A 21,707-nucleotide genomic window follows, 5' to 3' on the forward strand; every position below is an offset into this window, starting at 1 on the left:
TAATTGATACGTGTAAAACTAGGTCATAATGCATTGATTTCATTTGACTGCTTATATAGGCTCTATAAGATGTTTTGGATGTTCTGATACCAACAGCATTATTATTAATGTTAAAATTCATTACAAGCTAATCTGAAGTGTCGATTTTTTATACACCTGTAAGATTTTTTGTTCAAATGTAAAAAAAGCATCCTTTTTTTAGAGTAAGGACACAATTTTTGTTCAATAGATCCTTGAGACCTATTATGTAAGTGGGAATAACGATCAAAAAGAGGAAAAGATTTATTTTCACCTTCTTGAAGAGTAAATTCTAACCTTGGGATCCAATTATTTTCCTCTCCCTCAATAAGGTGCTCAATCACTTCTGAGACATCCCAAGTCCCTTCGCCTTCACTACATTGCACCCATCCATCGGATAAACCAGATAAAAAATACACCAATGAAGGAGTTTTGGGTAGTCATAGGGAATTTAGACTATTAAGTAGATAAGTTATATAGGGAGACTGCCGACAAACCGCGATTATACACTAAGACGTTTTTGGGAAGTTAAACCCCTGATTTTTCTACGCCAAGCAGAAGAATCAGGTTTTTTTATAACCATGGGGGACGCAGTGTGACACCTTGTAGCTTGATTTCTAATACCACCTTACGTACATTCCGTAACTGGTAGGGATTATTTATATAATGTGAGAAAGGCTGTGAAGTTGTTTGAGGGGTTATAAAGCAATGATATTTGATTTAGATGATACCTTACTTGATAGGGATAAGGCAGTAGATAAATTGTTTTCAATTATTTTAGAGAAGTGTTATGGGGATGTTAAACAACATTCAGTAAAAAACGAAATGTTGCAGAAATTCAAGGAATATGATAAAAGAAGCTATGGCCACAGTGACAAAGTAAAAGTTTTGGAATCATTTTTTGATGAATTTCCACCAAAATATAGATTGCCACGCAATTACATTCAAGATTTTTGGAATAATAATTTTCCTCATTGTTTTTCTATAAACCAAAATACTATAAATATCATAAATACTATAAAGATGCATGTTAAAGTTGCAATTATAACAAATGGCTCAACTCAGAGACAAAAGGCTAAAATAATTAACACTAATTTAAATAGTTGTTTTGATATAATAATTATTTCTGAAGAAGTGGGATTTAGTAAACCTGACAAACGTATATTTGAATTAGCATTAAATAAGCTTAATGTGCAACCGGAAGCAGCATTATTCGTTGGAGATGACATAGAAAAGGATATTGGTGGTTGTCAAAATGCAAATATAAAGGGCATATGGTTCAATCCTTATATGATCAAGAATGATACCGAAATAAAACCATATGCCGAGATCAATTCTTTTGATAGATTATTAAGTTATTTTACATATTCAACATTTTCTTTATTCCGTTAACGGGCGCGATTATTGAAGAAAATTAAAATATTAAAATGACTATATTGCTAGGGCATTCTTAAAATTACCCCCATCCAAAATAGGACGGGGGTATGTCATCATATATCATATATTAATGTTTTATTTTTTTGTTATATCTTACAATATTCAGAAAGGAAGGTTATAAGTATTCCTATTACTTAATTTAACTGGAATAAAGAGAACAATAGGTACGGTCAAATCGTCCAGCAACCAAATCTTCCTTACGAATAAAGAAGTGTAGTACTCCTGCGTCCCACCAACAGAAGCCAACGTCATCATCTGTTTCCAGCTCCAACAACATCTGCATATCCGCGACTTCCTGCTTCGCCTTCGTCTTCGTCTTATCACCACCGAAATGTGCCGCGATCTTCTCCAATGCCTTATCCTCATTATATTCATATTCTTCACCAGTCAACAACATCAATGCTGCTTCGTATTCCGAATCATCATGCTGTCCTATCGGATAACCAAACAATTGAATAATATCGTCATCTTCTACGTCTCGAATCTCATAAAGTAAATCATCATAATCGTCTAAGGTGACGTTATTACTCTCTATCTGCTCATTATCAATGTAAGCGTAGCTTGGAGGCTCTAGTGATGAGCGCGCTTCCAGGTCATAGCCAACATAAGTATCTTCTAACGCAGTCTCACTTGGCGGTTCACGGCGGACAGCTGATAGTACCTCTGTTTCATCAAACCATATAACTCGATGTTCAATATTGTAAGCTGGCTCATCGATTCCGAGAAAAAAGACAGCATCCCTGTCTTTGGTAATAATGCATTATCATCGTGCTTCGCTACATCACACATATTCAATTGAACTAAGAAGGTCATTGGTGTCCCATCTGTTGTAAGCGGCCATGCAAATTGTGGAGGCAGATCTGGATCGCCTCCAACACGAGAACGCCCCAGCTTTGTGTAATCTGTCTCGCCTGCTTTTGCACAACGCACCCCTTGCCGCGATGTCTCCATCAAATAGTTTATCGCATGTTCAAAACCATTATCCTCCAATTGTTGCTTCAGCTTAATTCGATTCTGTTCTTGTAATTGCACGCTAACCCTCTCCCCATTCTCTCATCTAAATCAGTGTATCTATAACATATTCTATCATTTCATATGCCCCTCCATCATCAGGTACGTGATAAAATTCATTCCAATCTTATGCTTTTTTGCACGTAAAATCTTAAAAAGATAAATTTTTATTTACATAATTTTAAACTCAACACTAAATCTTGATTTCCCCAATAATGTTTAGTATGTTTGGCGTTATCACGTAATGTTATAGTTCTCAATTTACATTTATCGGAAGTGTCGTTTGTATTTAATAAAATGTTAGCTATCCATTTACAGTTTTTTACTACATATTTGATATAAGGAACGCGGAGTAATGATTTAATGGCATGTAGAAAAGAATTCTACAATAAAAGACAGACTTTACAAGGAGAAAGTCTGTCAAGTAACTCTTTGGTCTTACTATATAGCAGTGGATTTCGATAGGAATCTATACTTCTATGTCTAGTCCACGTACTATTTGTATCATAACTCATTTTTTAACAATCATATTAAATTGGAGTTGATAAGCTAGTTTGTTTCCTTATAGGTTTCAAGAAAACAGATTTCATTCTCACTAACAACGGTTTTTCGATGAAAGAATGAGCCAAACACCCCATTACCATTGCAATCACTATACATAATAATGTGGATAATAGATTTCCAATCAAATCATGGATACCTGACTTATTTATTATAATTGCTATTAATCCAAGGAATGGAGGATGTGTAAGGTAAATAGAAAATGAAGCATTTCCTAGATAATTAAATATCTTGGGGATACGAATTTTTTTATTCATATCAAAAGACACTAATCCTAAAATTAAAAACATAGCAGAAATCGCATACATTATGTTTGTATCTAACTTCATTAGATCATATAAAACAGTTATCCAAGTAAATATATAACCTAAAATCCCCAATGTAACAAATAATTTCCCATGCTTAATTGGAAAGTTCATAGAAATATATGCACAGCAACAACCTAAAATAAAATTCAGATTTATTTTATCAAACATAAAACTTATTAAATAATTACTTACCTCTATATCCTTCCAATAAATAAATAAAATGAGCATGATCCATAAACCAATTAAATACTTGAACATTTTTCCTTTACTTAAAATAAGACAAGAAAATATCAAATAGAATAAAATATTGTATCTTAAAGACCAAGCGCTATAAATAATGGGCTCTTCTTGCCACGGAACTAAAGACAGCGATCCTAAAATAGTTTTAATACTTTGTGAATAACCGTAACCAATAGGAATAAAGAAGAAGAAAACACAAACTATAAAAGTAACAATCCAATAAAAAGGATATATACCGATAAATCTTTTAATCAGAAACGGACGAAACTTTTCTTTATTTCCTATATCCTTAAAATATACATAGAATATCATAAACCCAGTTAATACAAAGAAATAGTCTGCTCCTCCAACACGCTCTAATTTTGTTAAATTTAAAAAGTTATAATTAAAGTGTTCATCTGCTACAAAGCTCATATGGAACATTAAAACTAGCAAAGGAACAATGGCCCTAGAGGCTTGAACAAGATTTAAACTTTTCTTTTGTTGCATAGAATCCTCCTCAAAATATAGCCTAAATTAAAATACCCTACTTTTTAGTCATCTATTCTATTTTTTGATGAGTTCTATATATAACGTCATTATGTTCCTGTTACATTATATCACCACTAAACATATTGAAACAGAGGGGATTTTGCATATAGTGTATACGATATACATCTTTTTTCTTTAAAAAGCCATGAAATAGGGTTCGGTCTAGGCAATCTTCGGTTATAATATGCATGTTATTTCCAATTAGCGCATTTATTATTTTTAAATACTACATATAACATAAACGTTCATTTTTACTCAAATTTGGAACTGAGCCAACATGGAGATTATTTTGTTTACACTGCTATGCTAAACATTCAAAAAAGAGTCTTAATGATTAAGACTCTTTTTGATAAACAATTTGTATTTCTTTTTAATCACTTAGACGTAGACTCAAAGTGAGCGGCAATAGTTAATGCATCTTGGATAGAGCCACTTGTTTCTATCCCATATAAAGTATCTCCATTTTGCCAATATACACGATTTTGTTTCAGTCTGTTATCCACTTCTATAACTGCGTAAGAGTTTGGAGTTGGTAGTGGCTCTTTCTCTAATTGGTTCACTATGGATTTTGCTACAGATATATTGTCATCTTTATTTGTCGATGGACTTTTTACAAAAATTTCCCAATGATCCTTAACAAAATTCAAATACATTGTTCCTGCTGCTCCCTCAGTAAAACCTTTAATTCCATTCCCTAAATCTATTGCACTAGGATCATCCTTGCTCGGGACATCTTTTTCGTAATCAGGATTTAATTTAAATGTTGAACATAAACTTTTACCGGCTTCTTCTTTTGTCTCATACTTTTTGACAAATAGTTTTGCGATTTGCTTAGCTTGATTAGAATCCGAAAGTGCAGAGGAATCAACAGGTAATGGACTGTTACTTTCAAAAAATGTAACAGTGTAACCTTTATCTTGTCCCTCTGTGTATGCAGATAAAACCTTTTTTTCAGTAGACAGAGGGATTTTTGTTGGTAAGAATATATTCATTTTTGTTTTTGCTGTTAAAGCTGTTCGAGTGGCTGTAAACACATCTTTTTGTTTCAATGCATGAGACTCTTGTTGTTTTTCCGTTTGTTTCGCTGTACGGGATTCTTGTTGTTTTTCTGTTTGTTTCTTAGGTTCAGTAGTTTCTTTTTTATCACATGCTCCTAGTAAGAGTAGGGAAACACACATGAATGCTGAAATTTTTTTCATTTCTTTTACCTCGAGTTTATTAATTTTGTGAAAAATAACATGATGAATTTAATAATAAAGTGACTTTTAAAACTAACGCAAATTTTTTAAAGTCTCCAATGCAGCAATTGTAAGCGCAGAGTTTCCCTCTTGTTCTAAAGCTCGGAAATACAAGCTTCTTAAGAAGGTTCTCATGTTTTGTATTAAAATATCATTTCGAGAAGCTGAAGCTTCTTCAATGATTGTAAAGCTATAAAGCCAATTGTTCCATTCTTCTTGGGCTAATATATTTTGGTTCCATAAAGAGATTACCGCCGTCACTAATCTCTCATCTTCAAAGTTTATGTATAGGTAATCGTGCAGACGAACTTTATGACGAACAGCAGTAAGGATTGCATGTGAAAATTCGCGACTTCGTATCGTACGTGCTAAAGCATCTAGCGCATCTGCGGCATGTGCAGTAGAATGAGCCCATCCTTTTCCATCTACATAGCCCCTTACATCTTGCTCAAGATACACATATTCAAGAACTTGTTCTGCCACGCTGTAGAGCTGTTCTTCAGATAAGAACGGTTCTTTTTCATGAACAGATAAAATAAGCGGTGGGATTAGAATTGAGAAAGCACGTTTAAAAACAGAGTCTGTTCCCTTCTCGCCGATTTTATAAAACAAATAATCAGGACTAAGCGCCTGCAGCAGTAGCCCGCGTAACTCTTTTTGTCTAAACACTTCACCTGTAATCCATCGTTCGAGCGTACTGTAAATCAATTCATCACGCAGCTCGGCATCGGGTGACCCGATATAATCCAGCATCCATTGTGCATATGGATATGCGTCCACATCTTCTGGGACGGCATAATTGTTATTTTTGATTTGTTGCAGTTCTTGTTTCAACTCATGTTGATCCATCATCATATTTTCTCTCCTCTCTTAAAGTTTTTATGCCATAGTTTTTATATTACCTTATATTTCTCTTTATATGCCATCCTCTATTTATAAATTTTATAGAAATATATAAGAATTGCACTAGCTATATATATGTACAAGTTAAAAAATTACATAAAAACCCCTTTTTTAGGAGAGGACGAGAGCATCTGGCCGTGCATAGAAGCGGTCAGAGACTTTTTCTGCCACATGCGAGGTTTAAAACAAAGGGAGCAAGCGAGTGTAGAACATGTTGTGTTCTACATAATTAGACTGCCCGTGCCATATAAAGAGACAGATGTACCAAGGACAACAAGCCATGGATTAACAGATGAATGTTTCATACCATCCTTCCCTCTCTGTTCTTATTGCAATTCTTTTCAATAATCGTCTAACGATGTTTATTATAACCACAATGCTCCGTGAGATACGGATATGAAGATAAAAATGAATATGGTGTACTACCTTTGACTTTATCGTTTTTAATTAACAAAAAGACACTTACCAATGAAGTGTCTTTTTGTTAATTAAATATATTCGATTTTTGCAGTAAAGCTGTGCTAACATAATGTATCTTCTAATGATTTATGTACATACCATATCAAACAATGTATTTGTTGCCATTTATAAGAATGCACTTTTTTAAAAATGTAATTATTCCCTAATTCAGATGCTTTTACTTTGCATGAATAGAGGATTTAATAAGCAAACATATCAGCCACTAAATTGCTAAATTCTCTTAAATATTGTAGATAATTGTCTCCTCCATAGTTATATCTTTTGTTATACATCTTTGCGACAACGACATTATATTCAGGAATAACTAAAATTGTTGGTCCTGTTATACCTAATATTTGATAAGATCCTTTTGGAACTCTTTCTCCTATTTCACTTTGCAGTGCTGGTGCATTCTGAACAAACCAAAACAATCCGTTTTGTGGTAAATTTGTATTTTTATAATAAGGAGAATGAATTTGTGTTGCAATCTCAATAACTTCTTCCGGTACAATTTGTTTTCCATTCATATACCCTTTATTTAAGTGAAGGTGTCCCCAATATGCAAACTCTTTAGCGGAGACAAAAAGATTCGATTCTGTCCCGTCATCTGATACTCCTATCTTACTTACAGCTTCTTCATTTGGATTTATGACTACTTTTACTAAATCTTCATGATCTGTTGTTTGCCAAGCTGTTTCCGTAAAACCTGCAGGTATAAAGACTCGTTCTTTCAGTAATTCCGGAAAGCTTTTATTATATAACTTATAAATTAGCTGCGTCATCATTTCAACATTAATACCTCTATAAGCCCATTCTTCCCCAGGTTCAAATTCCCGGTACATAATCCCGCTGTCACTCATATGGAGACCATGCGAATGAGTGACTAAGTGCCTTAAGGTTGTCTTACCAAGTAAAGTTTTGTCACACTCTTCAAAGTAATCCACAGCATAATCGTCTAAACTCTTAATTTTTCCTTCATAAAGCGCGTAGGCAATCGCAAGTCCTAAATAACTTTTTCTTGCAGAAGCAACGTTAAACTGTGAAGTTGCAGTAATAGGAGAACTATTTTTTATATTAGAGTGGGTTCCACTATAATGCTCCAATACAACTTCATTATCTTTCATAATAAAAAGTGCAGCAGAAGAGCTGTGGTTTCGTTCTTTTATGTTTTCTACCCATGAAATTAATTGTTCGTATTTTTTCATTTTTTACCTTCCTTTAACAGATCTATGACAAATTTTAATTTCGACAAAAAATGAAGAATACCTTTCTTTACATGTAGCATATAAAAAAACAGGAATTATCTCCCTGTTTTTAGTAAGTAGTAGATTCTCATTAGTACTTGCGATTTCCAACTGATGTTGTGTATTTATTATTCATTTGAACCTTCTTCAATAGAACCACGATTCATATTCTTTCCATAAAATATTTCGTCCATTTCCAATTTTAATTGCTTTGTAATTTTTTCTTGTTCGTCTGCAGACAATGTTTCTTGTGTATATCCAAACAAATAATTATTTAAGTCAAACTCTTTTAATTTGCATTTTGTATGAAAAATATGTTCTTGATATACATTGACATCAATCATGTCATACATTTTTTTTACATTCTTTGGGATGTAATTTTGGATGGAGTTTATTTCGTGGTCAATAAATAATTTATTACCTGTTATATCTCTTGTAAAGCCACGAACTCGGTAATCAATGGTCATAATATCCGTATCAAATGAGTGGATTAAATAATTTAGTGCTTTAAGAGGCGAGATTTCGCCGCATGTAGATACATCGATGTCTGCTCTAAAAGTGCTGATTCCTTCATCTGGGTGATATTCCGGATACGTATGAACTGTTATATGGCTCTTATCTAATTGTATAACGACTGATCCAGGAAGAGGACCGGGTGATTCGTTAAATGATTCAGTTGGAACTTCTACAATCGGGCCTTCTGAAACTAATATTGTTACGCTCGCTCCTTGTGGAACATAGTCTTGTTTCGCAACATTTAATACGTGTGCACCTATAATATCAGATACATTTTTTAAAATCTTTGTTAATCTGTCTGCATTATATTGTTCATCTATGTATTCTATGTATGCTTCTCGTTCTTCTCTTGTTTTTGTATAGCAAATATCATACATATTAAAACTTAATGATTTTGTAAGATTATTAAATCCGTGTAATTGAATTCTCTGCTCTGGTGTTAGTTTCATGGTGAATGCCCCCTCTTTTTTATATTCAATAATGATTGACAAACTCTTTATGAAATATAGTTCCATCCTACAATTTTTTAATACATGTGTCTTAGGAGTGCTTACAAACCATTAAATATGATTTAATGGTTTGTTTTAATTTTTATTTCCAAAATACGGTAAGTGAAATTCATCCTTTTTTATGAGAAATATGGTTGGATTTCTATCATTTGAAAAAGCTTGGATTTGATTGAATCCAAGCTTTTTCAATATTTAATGGTTCAAAACATTATTTTTTTAAATCTTTTTTTGTTACTTCGCTTCTAATATTTACATCTTTGGAGAATTCAGTATCGTTTTTTTGATTGTTAGGATATTTGTTTTTACGTTCTCGATTATCATTTCGGTTCGTCATAATTTCCCCTCCTTTTGTTAAGGTTTGTACCTATTTTTTACGAAAGGAACTATTTCATACAGGGTAAATCGTTATTCCTATTCCACTTTTTGTAAAACACCTTTTAGACAAAATAGTTTCTGATTTGCACATACTATTTATTGGAGGTGACAAGTATGGGAAACAATCAAAACCCGTTCACAATAAAGAAACGTAATGCTAACGGACAATATGATAAGGAAGCGCATAGCATTGATAGTCATGGGAATTTTGTACCTAACACACCAACAAATGATGCAATTCTTCGTGCTGAAAGAACGAAAAAATGACTGTTCTGAGAAATAAAATATTAGAATTAGTACCGGAACCGGTAAAAAAGTTACTCCAAAAAGAAATGTTAGATGAAAACCGATGTCTTATTGATTTCGTTGTCGATGATGCAACTGCATATGAATTTGAACCGGAACAAGTAGTCCCCTGTATTATGGCAGCTTATTATGTTTATGAATCTACGACCTATCCGAGTGAAATGGACGAAGAACGGAAGCTGAGCTTAGTTTTTCACGCGGCCAATCGTTCAGCGATGAAGCTTCTGTCTTACGGTAAATATAAAGCGGAACGATCTGAAAGTGGATGGATGAGGTATGAAAATTTTTAAATAACGTTCGCTAATGAACAATTACATTAAGATAATTTTGACATAAAAAGTCCGATTGTAACTTCATTAAAGTTATATCGGACTTTTTATATTCATGAAAGTAATGATACAAAAGGATAGAAATCTCGATTTTATTATTGTGGTAGTCCCCGATTGCCCCTAGAAAATGCTTTTATATAATTCTCCAGATCCACCCTTTACTACAGAAATTTATTTTTTATAAATAGATAACCTGTCCAATCAAGAAGCTAAATTTTTAAATAGTATGGTATGAGAGCTACTTTTAGAGATGGAATTTAAACGTCTATCTACATATAAATTGTGGATATGTAGAAAGGAGAGGTCTACAATCGCTTACGTATTCGAACAATGCATAAATATATGTTTGGAAATTTTAATTTCTCCAGGTATAAACATAGAGCTGTCTATAAGTGACTACGATACATGTTCATCAGGAGTTATCATTGATGGTGACGTACTTATTATTACGTTACCATTAGTTACATGTGTAGAAATTACCATTCATGATGATTTCAACATTTCTGTCGAACTTATTGATTCATTAATCTTTCTTTCTTTTCCGCCTTCCAATAAGGAATAGCACGAAAAAGTGGATGTAGTGAATAATCACTAGCTGCTCAGTAACTTAAAAAGGAACAGAAATAATAGCGTTTCTGTTCCTTTTTCTACTGTATTAATACTCTATTTCATCATAATCTTTTGGTTGTGGTATTGGTTGCATATTACTCGCATCTTTTGGATCGCTATAAATAGCATTTTCTTCTGTGTTTAATTTTTTAATGTTTGGTTTTTTATTATCATTAGGTTGTTTTTTCATTTTGGTTATCTCCTTCACATCTTTTTAAATGTAGTCATGCCCTATATTGTTCTTTTTACTCTATTGGAACCATGAGACATGAATTAATATTATTAAATGTAAAAATACGGTAAATGAAATTAGTCTTAGTTTTTGACAACAACTCATTTTCAATCAGATTACATTAAAAAAGCTTGAATTCAATTGAATCCAAGCTACCTCATATTCCATATAAATTACATGGTTGTTAACTATGCAAACTCCCTTTCAACCAAGGACGTTGACGATAGAAACCAATTGGAATTTGGATAAGACTCGTTTTTTCTTCTGAATCCAACCTGTAAAGCTCATCACACAAGTTGACATCGAACCCAAGAAGCGGGTGTCCTCCTAGCCCAAGAGCAGAAGCTGCTAACAATAATTTCTGTACAAGTATGCCTGCTTCCATCTGTTGAATTCGATATCCCCTATATCCAAGTTCTCTTTTAAGATGATTTTTATCCCCTACTACATGCAGACAAAGTGGTACTTGGAAGATATTCACATTGTGGAATGTCATCCCGCTTTGCAGTAAGAATCGATGATCTCCAAGATGTACTTGTCGTAATGCATGAGCATCATTGTCATAATGATAAGCGCCGTTTTGGATACCTTCAACGCCAAATAAACATACGTATATGGAAACGCGGGATGCAGGTTCTTCAAGATTTGTATCTAAATCGTTTTGATAGGCGAAAGAAGCAGTTGCCTCATGCAGTAACGTAGTCAATTGTTCTTGACTTATTTTCCTAAAAGTAAAATCCATTTCCGGTGAAAATCGATTTTGGCATGCGGCTGTTAAGTCGTACGACATTCGCTTTATACGAGGAAGAACTAACGCTTGACCATCACGCATTCTATTCGTTTCACTCTTGATTTTGTGAAACGATCGTGTAGATTCAAGCATAGATGCTTCATTCATTTGAATCAGCATCGGATACTGTGCAATCTTTCGTGATCGGACATAGTGATTATGATGAATAACTGGTAATTCTTCGCATAATTGAGTTGCAGAGACTTCTTTATCCGTAGCATCATTCTCATTATTAGACTGCGGGGTTACAGAATTTGCTGATAGAGGGATAACTGCATATACACTCTCCTCTTGTTCGGATAACCCGAGTAAATGATTTATGGCACGGTCTAAAAATTGGAAATGCACACTTGATGTATAGCGGAATCGTTTTGCTACTTCTAGCAATTGTCCTATTAATACGCCTGCATCTAGTCCTTGCAGACGATAAGAAAAGTTATGATATTTAAAGAAGTTTTTCCAAAACATTGTCGATACAAAAATAACACCAAAACAAGCCGATGTGTCACAGCTATTTCCAAGAGTCTGGGCTACATATGAATCAAAATGCCCTTCCCTTAATAACACTAAGCGGTGGTGCGCTACATCATAGTGGTAAATTCCAGTAGGCACATTTTCCATCTTTAAATATATATACAATTCATTTGGATATAAGCCTCCGCCCGAGGGAACAAATCTTCGATACGACTGCATAAAATTTATTTCTGGTGTCGGTAAGGTTGACTGACAGAATTGAGTAATCCCAAATACGTACCAGAGAAAATGACCGATTTCGCGAAGATTAGGTTCTGTTGATACTTCGAGGTTCTCGAGTGTTAATGTTACTTCTGAAGATAACGGAATTCCTGGTAAGTCCCGATAAAGTTTATATGAAAGTGGTCCATCTTCCCAATCCACCTCCCAAGTCGAAGAGGTTGCTTCGTTAGTATGAAAATGTAAATTGTTCAAAAATGTCTCTAAACCCATCCTTCCCCCTCCTAATCATCACTTACGCAAATGGATGCGGATGTGGATTGAGTTGTTCAAACGATAGCGGTTTCTTCGTATATCCAAGTTCCATTGGCACCCGTAATACTCTCTCTAGACCTGTTAAGCGCGTAAGATGATGCCCAAATGTCATTGGCAACATTCCTGGAATGAGTACTTTCACACAATGTAATCCATTTCGCATTATTTCTGGTGTCGTCTGATCTACCACAATCACATCGAGGTTCAACTGGTGCAACACCTGAAGTATTTCTCTTAAATCATCTGTCAAATCCTCATGTCTTGTTTTCTGTTTGAATGCCTCAGTAAACGTTTGTAACGGGCGATTATTATCTAGTAAAAACTGAAACCGTTCTTCTGCTTCTGGCAAACCGCATACCTTAGGATGATCAGGCATTTGCTTCACGAGGGAAGGATTATGGAACATCTGTACATATTTCTTGCGATTCATCTCAAATTCCTTATCAAGCGTTAACATCATACCAGCTAATTCATATATTGCACTTTTCGCCCCTCGTATCGGATCTAAATGAGCTCCAGCTGCACAGATAATATTTAATCCTTTCTCCTTTCGGTTTTTTGCTAGTGCCCAGACGCTTGGAATGCCGTGCTCCATTGTCGAGTTAAACAAATGTATATCATATCCCCCTACTGTACGCACGCGTTCTACCATCAACTGCAACTCTTGATCATTGACAGAAGAAAGATCAAGACGCGGGAGAGGAAGCTCGGCATACCAAGTTAACAAAAATGAATCGCGCTCAATCACTTCTAAAATGCCATAAAAAATTGCTTCTTCTAAACTGCCACCCAATGCGCAACCATTGGAAGTCTCATAAACAAAACCATCTCTACCGCCTAAACTATAATAAGCAAGTAGTTCTGGAACTAAAATTGGACGTTCTTGCAAAAGTGAATAACCCCATACCCAGTTCATTGGACGATCTGGATGAAACGGTTTAAACGGGAAATTAGGTTGCATATATTGTTCCGTTGCATGTACACCCACTTCAAGGGGATTAAGTGCTTGATGAGCTAAATTGCGGAATGTGTCCTGAATAACTGTACGTTTCCCCCGAGGTTCTAGACCGCAATATCGTTCTAATCCTTCTAAAATAGCAGTTAATTCGCTAGTTGCATATGAATGGGTACGCCCAGCTGTTCCTTCATTTCCAAAGAGCAACGGAAGATTTACACTTACCTCGGCAAAAGGAGGTGTAAGGTTATACATTTTATCATTTAAAAACCCAGTCTCATAATCTAGATAATCCTTGGCTAATACTTTACTCAGTTCAGAGATGGAACGACAACGATAATCATTTATGCTAATCTTCGGGCTTGATTGCAATGAAATCTTAGCTGAATGTGATGAGTCATTAGGCAATTGACTACAATTTGAGCATAAGGGATGAGGTAGAAAAAAATGATATGAGCTTTTCAATGTTTGTAAATTAACGAAAAACATGTGTCCTTCTGATCGTGCATGATCACCTTGTAAAATGCACTGCACTTCTTCTAGCAGAAGATGTGTCATCTGTAATAATCCATTACTTGATGCCCATATGTCTCGAGGTATTTCCTTATTTGTTGTTAGAATCTGCATTATCCCCCACATCTCTTTAGAATCATTTCCTGCGAAAGTACGGCGTATATCTGCACACTCTGAACATCCTGGTGTGCCTGGGCGAACTAGCGGACCGATTATTCCTTCTCCAAATGAAACGAAAGCTCGCAGCCAAGGAATATTCGTTGATTGAAGTACACTTTCTGCCTGTTTATGAAATGAAGGATTCCAAGTATCGTGTAATACGAGAACTAAATCGGTTGTTGCTGGTATTTTTCGATTAAAATCCGTGTACCTGGTGATTTCATATTGGACTGATAATTCTTCATATACACGATTTGCCAATAGCCCCTCTCCAATAATTAGAATCGAAGCGCTCAATGGGATTCCTCCTCTCCCAATAATACTCCAAATAGTCCTGCTAGTTCCTCCTTCCAGATTGCTTCTAGTGATATTTCAAATACGCAGAGCCGTTTTCCATTTTGTGTTAATGTCTGTTCAGCAGATTGTAATATTTCTTCTTGCGTCATGTTTTCACAAGGAAAAATAGCGGAGTGTAATGGCATTGTATCTTGTAATAAAACTGATGAAGCCTCTAGCGCTTGTGATGCGTAGCAATCATCACAATTTTGCGCTTCTGTAAGTGCCTGTTGTAATGCTTTACGTAACGCGATTGTTCTATTTAACCCTACACTTCCGTACCAGCGATTATTCGTGCCAATCCATATAACAGGGAAATCGAAAATGGCTTCACCAAAAGCAATTGTAGGTTCTCCTTGCAGAGTAGTAAGTGTTTGCAAATAAAAGCGGCAGCGCTCATCTTCTATTGCGTCTAATTCTACTCGAGAAACAACAATATTTTGACTCATCTGTCTCTTATGAAATTCTTCATCTAAACATTTTTGTAATCCTCTAGATACACATTCTGCAATCGTTTCCCCGGCTCCAATTCCTATAAATTGCCCATGTTCAGAAAACTTTGAACTAGCTATTCGCGATATATATGTCTCAACTCCGGCTAATCCAGCTTCGTACCTTGCTTCCATATGCGTCAAACCTGTACAAATCATATCTGGTAATAATTCAGCAGGGCCTTCTGACAGTGGATCAACTGTTTGAATACGACATTGAGCCACTGGTAGCTGTTTTAAGTCACCTGCTTCCCAAATGTGAAAAATCCCTGCTTCTTTTGATACAAGGTAATTCAAGTTCAGAGTAGATTCATTCAATTCATTTTTATTTGAGCTCTCTTTGATTCTCGTATTAAAATCTTGGACCCATTCGATTTCCATTTTCTCAGTTACTAAAGGATGAGGTAAAAAGGAATGCCAGTTTCCTTCTAACGTTTCGGAATTTAACAGAAAAAATTGGTTCGTTTGCGTGGGTTTCGTTACATCTGTAACCTTTTTGAACAGTTCAAATACCACTACATTTGCTAACATTGCTTCCGTTGTAGAAGAAAAAGCGTGTTCCCCTGAAGTTTTAGAAAATGCAGACTTGTGTATACGTCGCCAAGCTGATTCCCAGCAAGCATCACTTTCCGGATGTACGAGTGGCCCGGCTAATCCGACTCCTTGCTTAAATATGGCAGGGATGAAAATCTTTTTTTCTTCTTTACAAATAGCATGAAAAATTTTTAATTCCTCTATGTCTTCTCCTTGTGATACATACAAAATCGCCTGAAATGGCTGCACCGCATCTTTCAAACCATTTCTTTTTTCTTTTTGTAAAAAAATTTCTTCAATCGCCACTTCAGGATCTGTTTTTTGTGCATATGCTATTAATTCTTTTAATCTTCTTCTATTGGTTTGTACGGAATCAGTAATTAGCATCTGGAATTGTGGTAATCCTGATTCAAGTAATGCGGAAATAAGGGAAACAAAAAAAGAACCAGAACCGATAGCTAATACTTTCATTTGACGATACGTTTGAAAACAGTATGCCCCAGACACGCCAAAGTTATCTAAAAATTCAATTTGTGATGCGTATTTTTTGAGAATATTTTCTGGCAATTGGTGTGGATAACCTTGACTTATGTCTGTTGCAAATTCATTTTGGTACAGTATGTCTGCTATTTCAAATACTCGCTTTCGATATGGCTCAGGTAAGCCAGCTGTCAAATTTCCTAATGTGTGTTCTCCGTTAAACATTGGTATTAATTTTTCGATCCATTGATTGATAGACTTTCCTTCCATTCGAAATGAACTGGCATTATTTCTAAAATACACTTCCCCTTTTGGATCAGAGAGAAAAAAAGTATCTCTTTTCATTTTCAAACGTGTCGAAGCGTTTAATTTTGTCATTGTACTCCTCCTTCTCTGTTCATTGTTCTTGAATGAGCATGATAACTTCCGTCATAACAATTTTATGTATACTATTTTTTCTTATGTCAAACGGAAAGAAGAAGAGTGGTTTATCATACTTAAAGAAAAGTGTCTCTACAATAAAATTCATGTAGAAACGCTTTTCTTTAAGTAAAGTTTCAATTAAAAAATAAGAGTTAAATAAAGCATACTCCGTCCACGCAGAATCCAGCACAACCGCCAAATCCTCCGCAACCGCCACAACCACCACAACCGCCACAACCGCCGCATCCAAGGCATCCAAAGCATCCAAAGCAACGGAATCCTCCGCAACGACCAAATCCTCCACAACGACCGAATCCTCCGCAACGACGAGTATAGTCGTCATCAATGTAGTATGGAGAAGGAATTTGACTATCCCAGTACACAACATTTCCAGCATTATAATCATTTAAATTTAACGTTTGAAGTTCTTGTTGAAAATTATTCATTTCATTACCTCCATGTATATAATTAGCAAGCCATAATGAAAATACGTCCTGCAATAGATAAGACAATAGATTTTTTCGAATGCACTCTTCAACAAAGTATGACCTATAATTAGGTATTGTAACTTGTTCAAATGCCTAATTTTGGATCGTGTAAAGTAATCATAGTTCTAGGTTTGTAAACATAAAAACCCCTAAAAGTATCTACTAAAAATAAAATGAGAAATATAAATATATTAACACCGGGAAAGAAGTATAAATTATCAGGAGTACTAGCGGAGATTACGAAGGAGTGAATAATTGTAAAACAATGCATATTTTCATGCTTTTTATTCCCTAAACGTTTTTTGACAAAAGAAAAAACACACGCTATGTGTGTTTTCAAATTTATAATTTCATTAACAATGTTTTTATATCGTATTGCTCTAAGCACCAATTATATTTATCTATAACCTGTTTAGGAACTGCAGCTAAATCTACTACTTCTTGAAATCCATGTTTACTATAAAAAGGTTTTAAGTGTTCAAATGGAATGCAATATACATTTTGAATTTGAAGTTTCCGAGCTTCTTTAATAAGAAATGCAACGATACTATCAGCAATTTTCTTTCCTCTATAGTCTTCTAACGTATATATCCCACCCATTTCAAAGGTGTTTTCATCAACTTTTACTAACCTTCCTAAGCCTGCTTTTTGACCATTAAAATATGCAATTCCAATCTCTTCATTGTCTAAATGAGATGAGATAAAATCAATCTTTTCGTATTGAAAATTAATCCATTGTAAATCATCAAGTTTTGCTTTCTCTATATGTAACATTAGATTGACCTCCATATATTTCAAACTATTAAATTACCTACTGATATTTTTTATGTTGTAAACATAAAGTCCCCCAAAGTTTATAGCACACTTTGGGGGAATATTTTATTTTATATTTCGACTCATTCTACGCTGCGCCGTAACGCCCACAGCATTTTTTTGGATCGGTAAAAACGTCCCGATACATGCAATACATGCACAGCCGGCGAATACAAATGGTAATGATTTAACGGCTACGAATGATAGTGTTCCGAAAATAATAAGATCTAATATCGAATCTAGCACAGACAATAACGAAATCGTTGTTGCACGTACATGAGACGGGATTATGTCATTACTAAGCTGTGAATATATCGGATATCGAATGGCACGTACGAACCGTAACATAAAGAACGCTCCTAATATAACCCACAATGTATCTCCGAAAAATGTTGATAACAATAGACCACCAACAGCTAAACCACCTGTTACATTCATTAAAATTGCACGTGGAAATCTGCTTGTAAGCCAGCCAATTGATATCGAAGAAAAGTATCCAAGAATGGCAGCTAAGGCGTACATAATACCAATTGCAAATACAGGAAGGCCTGCGCTTGTAAATAATGGTTGATTAAATGTATCATATACTGCACTTGCAGGAATGAATACAAGAGAAACGTTTAAAAACATAACGAGTAATTGTGGCGCTTTACGAATAACCTTTATCCCTTCGATTACTTGTGAAAAAGATTCTTCCCGATAAGATGATAGTTTCTTTGGACTTTTAATGAAAAATAGTAAAGCAAGTTCTACCAAATGAAATATTATTCCGAGAACAATTAATAGTGTAAATTGTTCTTCTCGTAGATCTTTAGCGAAATACGAACCGAAGATTACGGCGATTAACATAGAAATAAATCCCGCTGATTGGATTTTCCCCATTGCTTGATCCATTACATGTTGCTCATTGTTTTCTTTTAAAGACTCATAAATTAGCGCTTCGTCTGCGCCAGAGAAAAATGTAACCGACAAACCGTTCAATAAACTGTATAGACAAAATAACCATAGGTTATCTGCAAATAGCAAGATAGAAATACTAAACGTTTTTATGATAGATCCTGTCAAAAACGATAATTTTGCACCGAAGCGATCAGCAAAAACACCTGCTGGAATTTCCCCAACAAGTACTGCACCGCTCCAACACATCATCACAATAAATATATTTGCTGCTGTTAAGCCTCTTTCCATATAAAAAAGTGTCATTACCGGCTGTAAAAAACTAATCGTTCCAAAAAACTGTACCCAAAATAAAATCGAAATGTTATGCGTTGCGATTGTTTGTTTCTTCAATTATTCTCCTACTTTCCGTTATTCATTTTTCATAATGATTTTAGGAAGCAGGAGTGCTATATTACATTAGTTAATATTCACTCCTCTTCCCATATTTGAAAATATTTTTAATGTTTTTTGCATGTTATTTCCTCCTTCAATATAGATAAAACTATTATAGCAATTTTCTTAATATTAAAGAAACATTTTTTGAACGAATGATAAGATTGTAGGAATGTGTAAAGTGGTATATAATAGAAAACAATAAATGATTATTTTAGGTATTCCTAAAATAAAGGAGCGATACATATGAAAATTACTATTTATTTTGGAAGCCATGAAGATCAAGATGTACGTACAATGGATTGCCATTTAGATGTTGAAGATGCAGAAGAATTTGTATCTGTTTCTTAATATAAATATACATAATATTACGGGGTAAGTACTCTTCCCTATTCTTAATTAAGATGCCTTTTTAAGGCATCTTTTTGTTTATTTTGCGAATAAAACATTTACTTTTCAACTAATACATAGTACAATATAAATATAAGAACAAACGTTCGTTTATATATTCTCCCCTATGGGACAGGTACTAGGAAGGATGGATTTCATTGGCTCAAAATAAACGCAGAGGAAGAAAAAAGCATACTCCTACCATTTCAAATACAGGCTTTATTGGCTCTGTGTTTATCGATACATTGGAACTTGAAAAAAAATCATATTACTTCTCTCGTAAACAACTACATATTGTGCATCATGTGTTAGATGGTCTTGCGCAAGCAACAAGTTCTCTTTTCGCTGAACATGATGTTACTGCTTACTTATCATGTGCGTATTTACATAAACAACAGAAAATTGGTTTTGTTCTTTCTACGAAACCTTTCAAAGAAGCTGAAGGCGTTGCTTATTTTAAAAATTACTTAATTGAAAAGAATTTTTACAACGGAAATATAGAAGAAGAAAATTATCAAGAAATTTTTAATACTGGTTTCATTGGTGTTGTTTTTGCAGATTTATCAAGCATTGATCGCTTTAATTTCGAATTTGAAATGAGCCTTTTATCAAAGTTAATGAAAGACATGATTATTCCAGTTAAGGAGTTATTTTTACGTAATAAAATTCCAGCTTATATTTCTACTGTTGAATTGGAAGCGCAACATAAATTGGGATTTGTTTTATCTGTAAAGCCATACGATGAACGCGCTGAAGCTGATTTATATTTTGAGATGTATTTAAGAGAACGCGGTTTATATATTGGTGATGAAGAAGAAGACATTGATAAGATTGTCATTCGAAAAAAAGTTGAGATATTATAACAAAAAGGATGGTTAATATATGATTAGCCATCCTTTTTATTATAACTATTATTTAAAATTTTCATTTTCTAATACTACAACATCTTCATTTGTTAACCTTCCGCCCTGTTTTGTATATTCTACGAGCCTGATAATATTATCACAAGCTTGTTTTGCTCCGAAAACTAACAACGGTACACCAATAAAATCAATTTTTAATCTTCTCGAAAATAAACCACCAATTGTCATAGCAAACGGAACAGTTGGTGATGTATTAGAGAACACAATTTTTTCATGGTTTTGATATTTCTCTTGTAACAGTACACTTAAATTTTTTAAAGCTGGAACTACAACTTTAGATGCACCATGGCCGACTGTATAAACAGAATCTCCATTTTCATCTCGTCCGTGAAAAATAATTTTTCCCATATCAGAAGTTTTTAGTTTATTAAAATAATCAACATTTAATATCTCATCTTTCGTGAGTTTCCGATTGGTTGGTAGTTTTTTTAAATGATACGCTGCTGCTAGTGAAGTTGTATGTGTCCCGCCATAATCAGTATAAATATAAATCATCATATCATCCTTTTAAATTAATGTGCATGATATTATTATGACCATTTATTCACGTACTAACCTAAAAGTAGGATATAGGCGGTGGACAATTTAAGCTGTATGATTGGACTTAGACAGCAATGGAATTCGTTTTGTTATTTTAGCATAAATTTGAAACATGAGACGTGCTAAAGGTTCTATTTTATTTGTATATTTGATGACTAGAGCACTTGTTACGAAAGATAAAACAGCTCCGCCTATAATATCTGCTGGGTAATGAACTCCAACATATATACGTGAAATACCAACAAGTATAGCCCAAAGCAACGCGATATTTCTCCAAGATTCTCCTCGTAAAATCATTGTAAATGCTATAGAAAATACAAATACAGCATGATCACTTACAAATGAAGAATCAGCAGCATGTGGTACTAATTTGTGTACATGATATGTGACAAACGGGCGTGGATGATAATAAAGTGCATGAATCAAAACATTTAAAAATAGTGCTGCAGAAGCAGAAAGAGCTGTGTACAAGACTGTATATTGCTTACGAATAGCTGTTTCTTTTTGACCGTTGCTAAACCATAAAGAAAACATCAAGATAATTGCAACATAGGGGGCACTGTTTGTAATAAATATCATCTCCTTATCTAACAAAGCGGAGGATCCTGCCCAATTATTAATCCAGTGGAATATTGTGTAATTCATATAAGTCTCTCCTTGTTTACATTCAGTACGTGATCACCGATTATAAATCATTAGTGATTAC

General features: G+C 34.4%; 20 protein-coding genes and 2 pseudogenes. 5 read left to right on the top strand and 17 right to left on the bottom strand.

The window, feature by feature from the left end; all coding sequences use genetic code 11:
- Positions 1-188 precede the first annotated feature (188 nt).
- Positions 189-440: pseudogene (locus ACIGHG_RS18850) on the bottom strand (DinB family protein); the annotation flags it as partial.
- Positions 441-726: 286 nt separating this feature from the next.
- Here ACIGHG_RS18850 and ACIGHG_RS18855 point away from each other — a divergent pair.
- Complete coding sequence (locus ACIGHG_RS18855; RefSeq protein WP_336473408.1) at positions 727-1,410, top strand: HAD family hydrolase; 684 nt, start codon at positions 727-729, stop codon at positions 1,408-1,410.
- 184 nt (positions 1,411-1,594) lie between these two features.
- Here the strand turns inward: ACIGHG_RS18855 and ACIGHG_RS18860 are convergent.
- From ACIGHG_RS18860 to ACIGHG_RS18890, 7 genes and pseudogenes are all read right to left on the bottom strand, one after another.
- A pseudogene (locus ACIGHG_RS18860) lies at positions 1,595-2,406 on the bottom strand (YwqG family protein).
- A 590-nt stretch (positions 2,407-2,996) separates the two neighbouring features.
- A complete protein-coding gene (locus tag ACIGHG_RS18865) occupies positions 2,997-4,064 on the bottom strand; it encodes an acyltransferase family protein (protein WP_396549903.1) in 1,068 nt (355 codons plus the stop codon).
- 416 nt (positions 4,065-4,480) lie between these two features.
- Entirely contained in the window at positions 4,481-5,305 is an 825-nt protein-coding gene (locus ACIGHG_RS18870) for a hypothetical protein (RefSeq protein WP_396549905.1), read from the bottom strand.
- Positions 5,306-5,377: 72 nt separating this feature from the next.
- Positions 5,378-6,196 (bottom strand): DUF2785 domain-containing protein, encoded by an 819-nt coding sequence (locus ACIGHG_RS18875; RefSeq protein WP_396549949.1) that lies wholly within the window; start codon positions 6,194-6,196, stop codon positions 5,378-5,380.
- A gap of 710 nt (positions 6,197-6,906) precedes the next feature.
- On the bottom strand, positions 6,907-7,911 hold the full coding sequence (locus ACIGHG_RS18880) for a serine hydrolase domain-containing protein (RefSeq protein ID WP_396549907.1): 1,005 nt from the start codon (positions 7,909-7,911) through the stop codon (positions 6,907-6,909).
- Between the two features lie 167 nt (positions 7,912-8,078).
- The gene (gene speD / locus ACIGHG_RS18885; protein WP_336473413.1) at positions 8,079-8,915 is read right to left on the bottom strand and encodes an adenosylmethionine decarboxylase; all 837 of its coding nucleotides are present in this window, start codon (positions 8,913-8,915) and stop codon (positions 8,079-8,081) included.
- A 268-nt stretch (positions 8,916-9,183) separates the two neighbouring features.
- Positions 9,184-9,309, bottom strand: a complete 126-nt coding sequence (locus ACIGHG_RS18890) for a hypothetical protein (RefSeq protein WP_280141377.1) — start codon at positions 9,307-9,309, stop codon at positions 9,184-9,186.
- A 155-nt stretch (positions 9,310-9,464) separates the two neighbouring features.
- Here ACIGHG_RS18890 and ACIGHG_RS18895 point away from each other — a divergent pair, with 155 nt between their 5' ends.
- From ACIGHG_RS18895 to ACIGHG_RS18905, 3 genes are all read left to right on the top strand, one after another.
- Positions 9,465-9,617: a hypothetical protein gene (locus ACIGHG_RS18895; protein WP_336473414.1), complete on the top strand. Its 153-nt coding sequence runs from the start codon at positions 9,465-9,467 to the stop codon at positions 9,615-9,617.
- A gap of 5 nt (positions 9,618-9,622) precedes the next feature.
- Complete coding sequence (locus ACIGHG_RS18900; RefSeq protein ID WP_090915015.1) at positions 9,623-9,946, top strand: hypothetical protein; 324 nt, start codon at positions 9,623-9,625, stop codon at positions 9,944-9,946.
- A 385-nt stretch (positions 9,947-10,331) separates the two neighbouring features.
- Complete coding sequence (locus tag ACIGHG_RS18905; RefSeq protein ID WP_139207632.1) at positions 10,332-10,547, top strand: hypothetical protein; 216 nt, start codon at positions 10,332-10,334, stop codon at positions 10,545-10,547.
- Positions 10,548-10,640: 93 nt separating this feature from the next.
- On the opposite strand, the gene ACIGHG_RS18910 is transcribed toward ACIGHG_RS18905, so the two are convergent.
- From ACIGHG_RS18910 to ACIGHG_RS18940, 7 genes are all read right to left on the bottom strand, one after another.
- On the bottom strand, positions 10,641-10,784 hold the full coding sequence (locus ACIGHG_RS18910; RefSeq protein WP_090914670.1) for a hypothetical protein: 144 nt from the start codon (positions 10,782-10,784) through the stop codon (positions 10,641-10,643).
- A gap of 226 nt (positions 10,785-11,010) precedes the next feature.
- Positions 11,011-12,582, bottom strand: a complete 1,572-nt coding sequence (locus ACIGHG_RS18915; protein ID WP_396549910.1) for a SagB family peptide dehydrogenase — start codon at positions 12,580-12,582, stop codon at positions 11,011-11,013.
- 22 nt (positions 12,583-12,604) lie between these two features.
- Positions 12,605-14,548, bottom strand: a complete 1,944-nt coding sequence (locus ACIGHG_RS18920; protein WP_336473417.1) for a TOMM precursor leader peptide-binding protein — start codon at positions 14,546-14,548, stop codon at positions 12,605-12,607.
- Positions 14,545-16,470: a putative thiazole-containing bacteriocin maturation protein gene (locus tag ACIGHG_RS18925; RefSeq protein ID WP_396549913.1), complete on the bottom strand. Its 1,926-nt coding sequence runs from the start codon at positions 16,468-16,470 to the stop codon at positions 14,545-14,547. Before ACIGHG_RS18925 ends, ACIGHG_RS18920 begins: the two co-directional genes overlap by 4 nt.
- 197 nt (positions 16,471-16,667) lie before the next feature.
- A complete protein-coding gene (locus ACIGHG_RS18930) occupies positions 16,668-16,961 on the bottom strand; it encodes a heterocycloanthracin/sonorensin family bacteriocin (RefSeq protein ID WP_396549915.1) in 294 nt (97 codons plus the stop codon).
- 384 nt (positions 16,962-17,345) lie between these two features.
- Entirely contained in the window at positions 17,346-17,777 is a 432-nt protein-coding gene (locus tag ACIGHG_RS18935) for a GNAT family N-acetyltransferase (protein ID WP_336473420.1), read from the bottom strand.
- Positions 17,778-17,882: 105 nt separating this feature from the next.
- A complete protein-coding gene (locus ACIGHG_RS18940; protein ID WP_336473421.1) occupies positions 17,883-19,106 on the bottom strand; it encodes an MFS transporter in 1,224 nt (407 codons plus the stop codon).
- Positions 19,107-19,696: 590 nt separating this feature from the next.
- Here ACIGHG_RS18940 and ACIGHG_RS18945 point away from each other — a divergent pair.
- Positions 19,697-20,401, top strand: coding sequence for a hypothetical protein (locus ACIGHG_RS18945; RefSeq protein ID WP_396549917.1), 705 nt, complete (start codon positions 19,697-19,699; stop codon positions 20,399-20,401).
- A 48-nt stretch (positions 20,402-20,449) separates the two neighbouring features.
- On the opposite strand, the gene ACIGHG_RS18950 is transcribed toward ACIGHG_RS18945, so the two are convergent.
- A complete protein-coding gene (locus tag ACIGHG_RS18950; protein ID WP_090914680.1) occupies positions 20,450-20,956 on the bottom strand; it encodes a DUF3189 family protein in 507 nt (168 codons plus the stop codon).
- Between the two features lie 90 nt (positions 20,957-21,046).
- Positions 21,047-21,646, bottom strand: a complete 600-nt coding sequence (locus ACIGHG_RS18955) for an undecaprenyl-diphosphatase (protein ID WP_336473423.1) — start codon at positions 21,644-21,646, stop codon at positions 21,047-21,049.
- Positions 21,647-21,707 lie beyond the last annotated feature (61 nt).

It is taken from the genome of Bacillus sp. NPDC077411, from assembly GCF_044543425.1.
Classification (GTDB): domain Bacteria; phylum Bacillota; class Bacilli; order Bacillales; family Bacillaceae_G; genus Bacillus_A; species Bacillus_A bruguierae.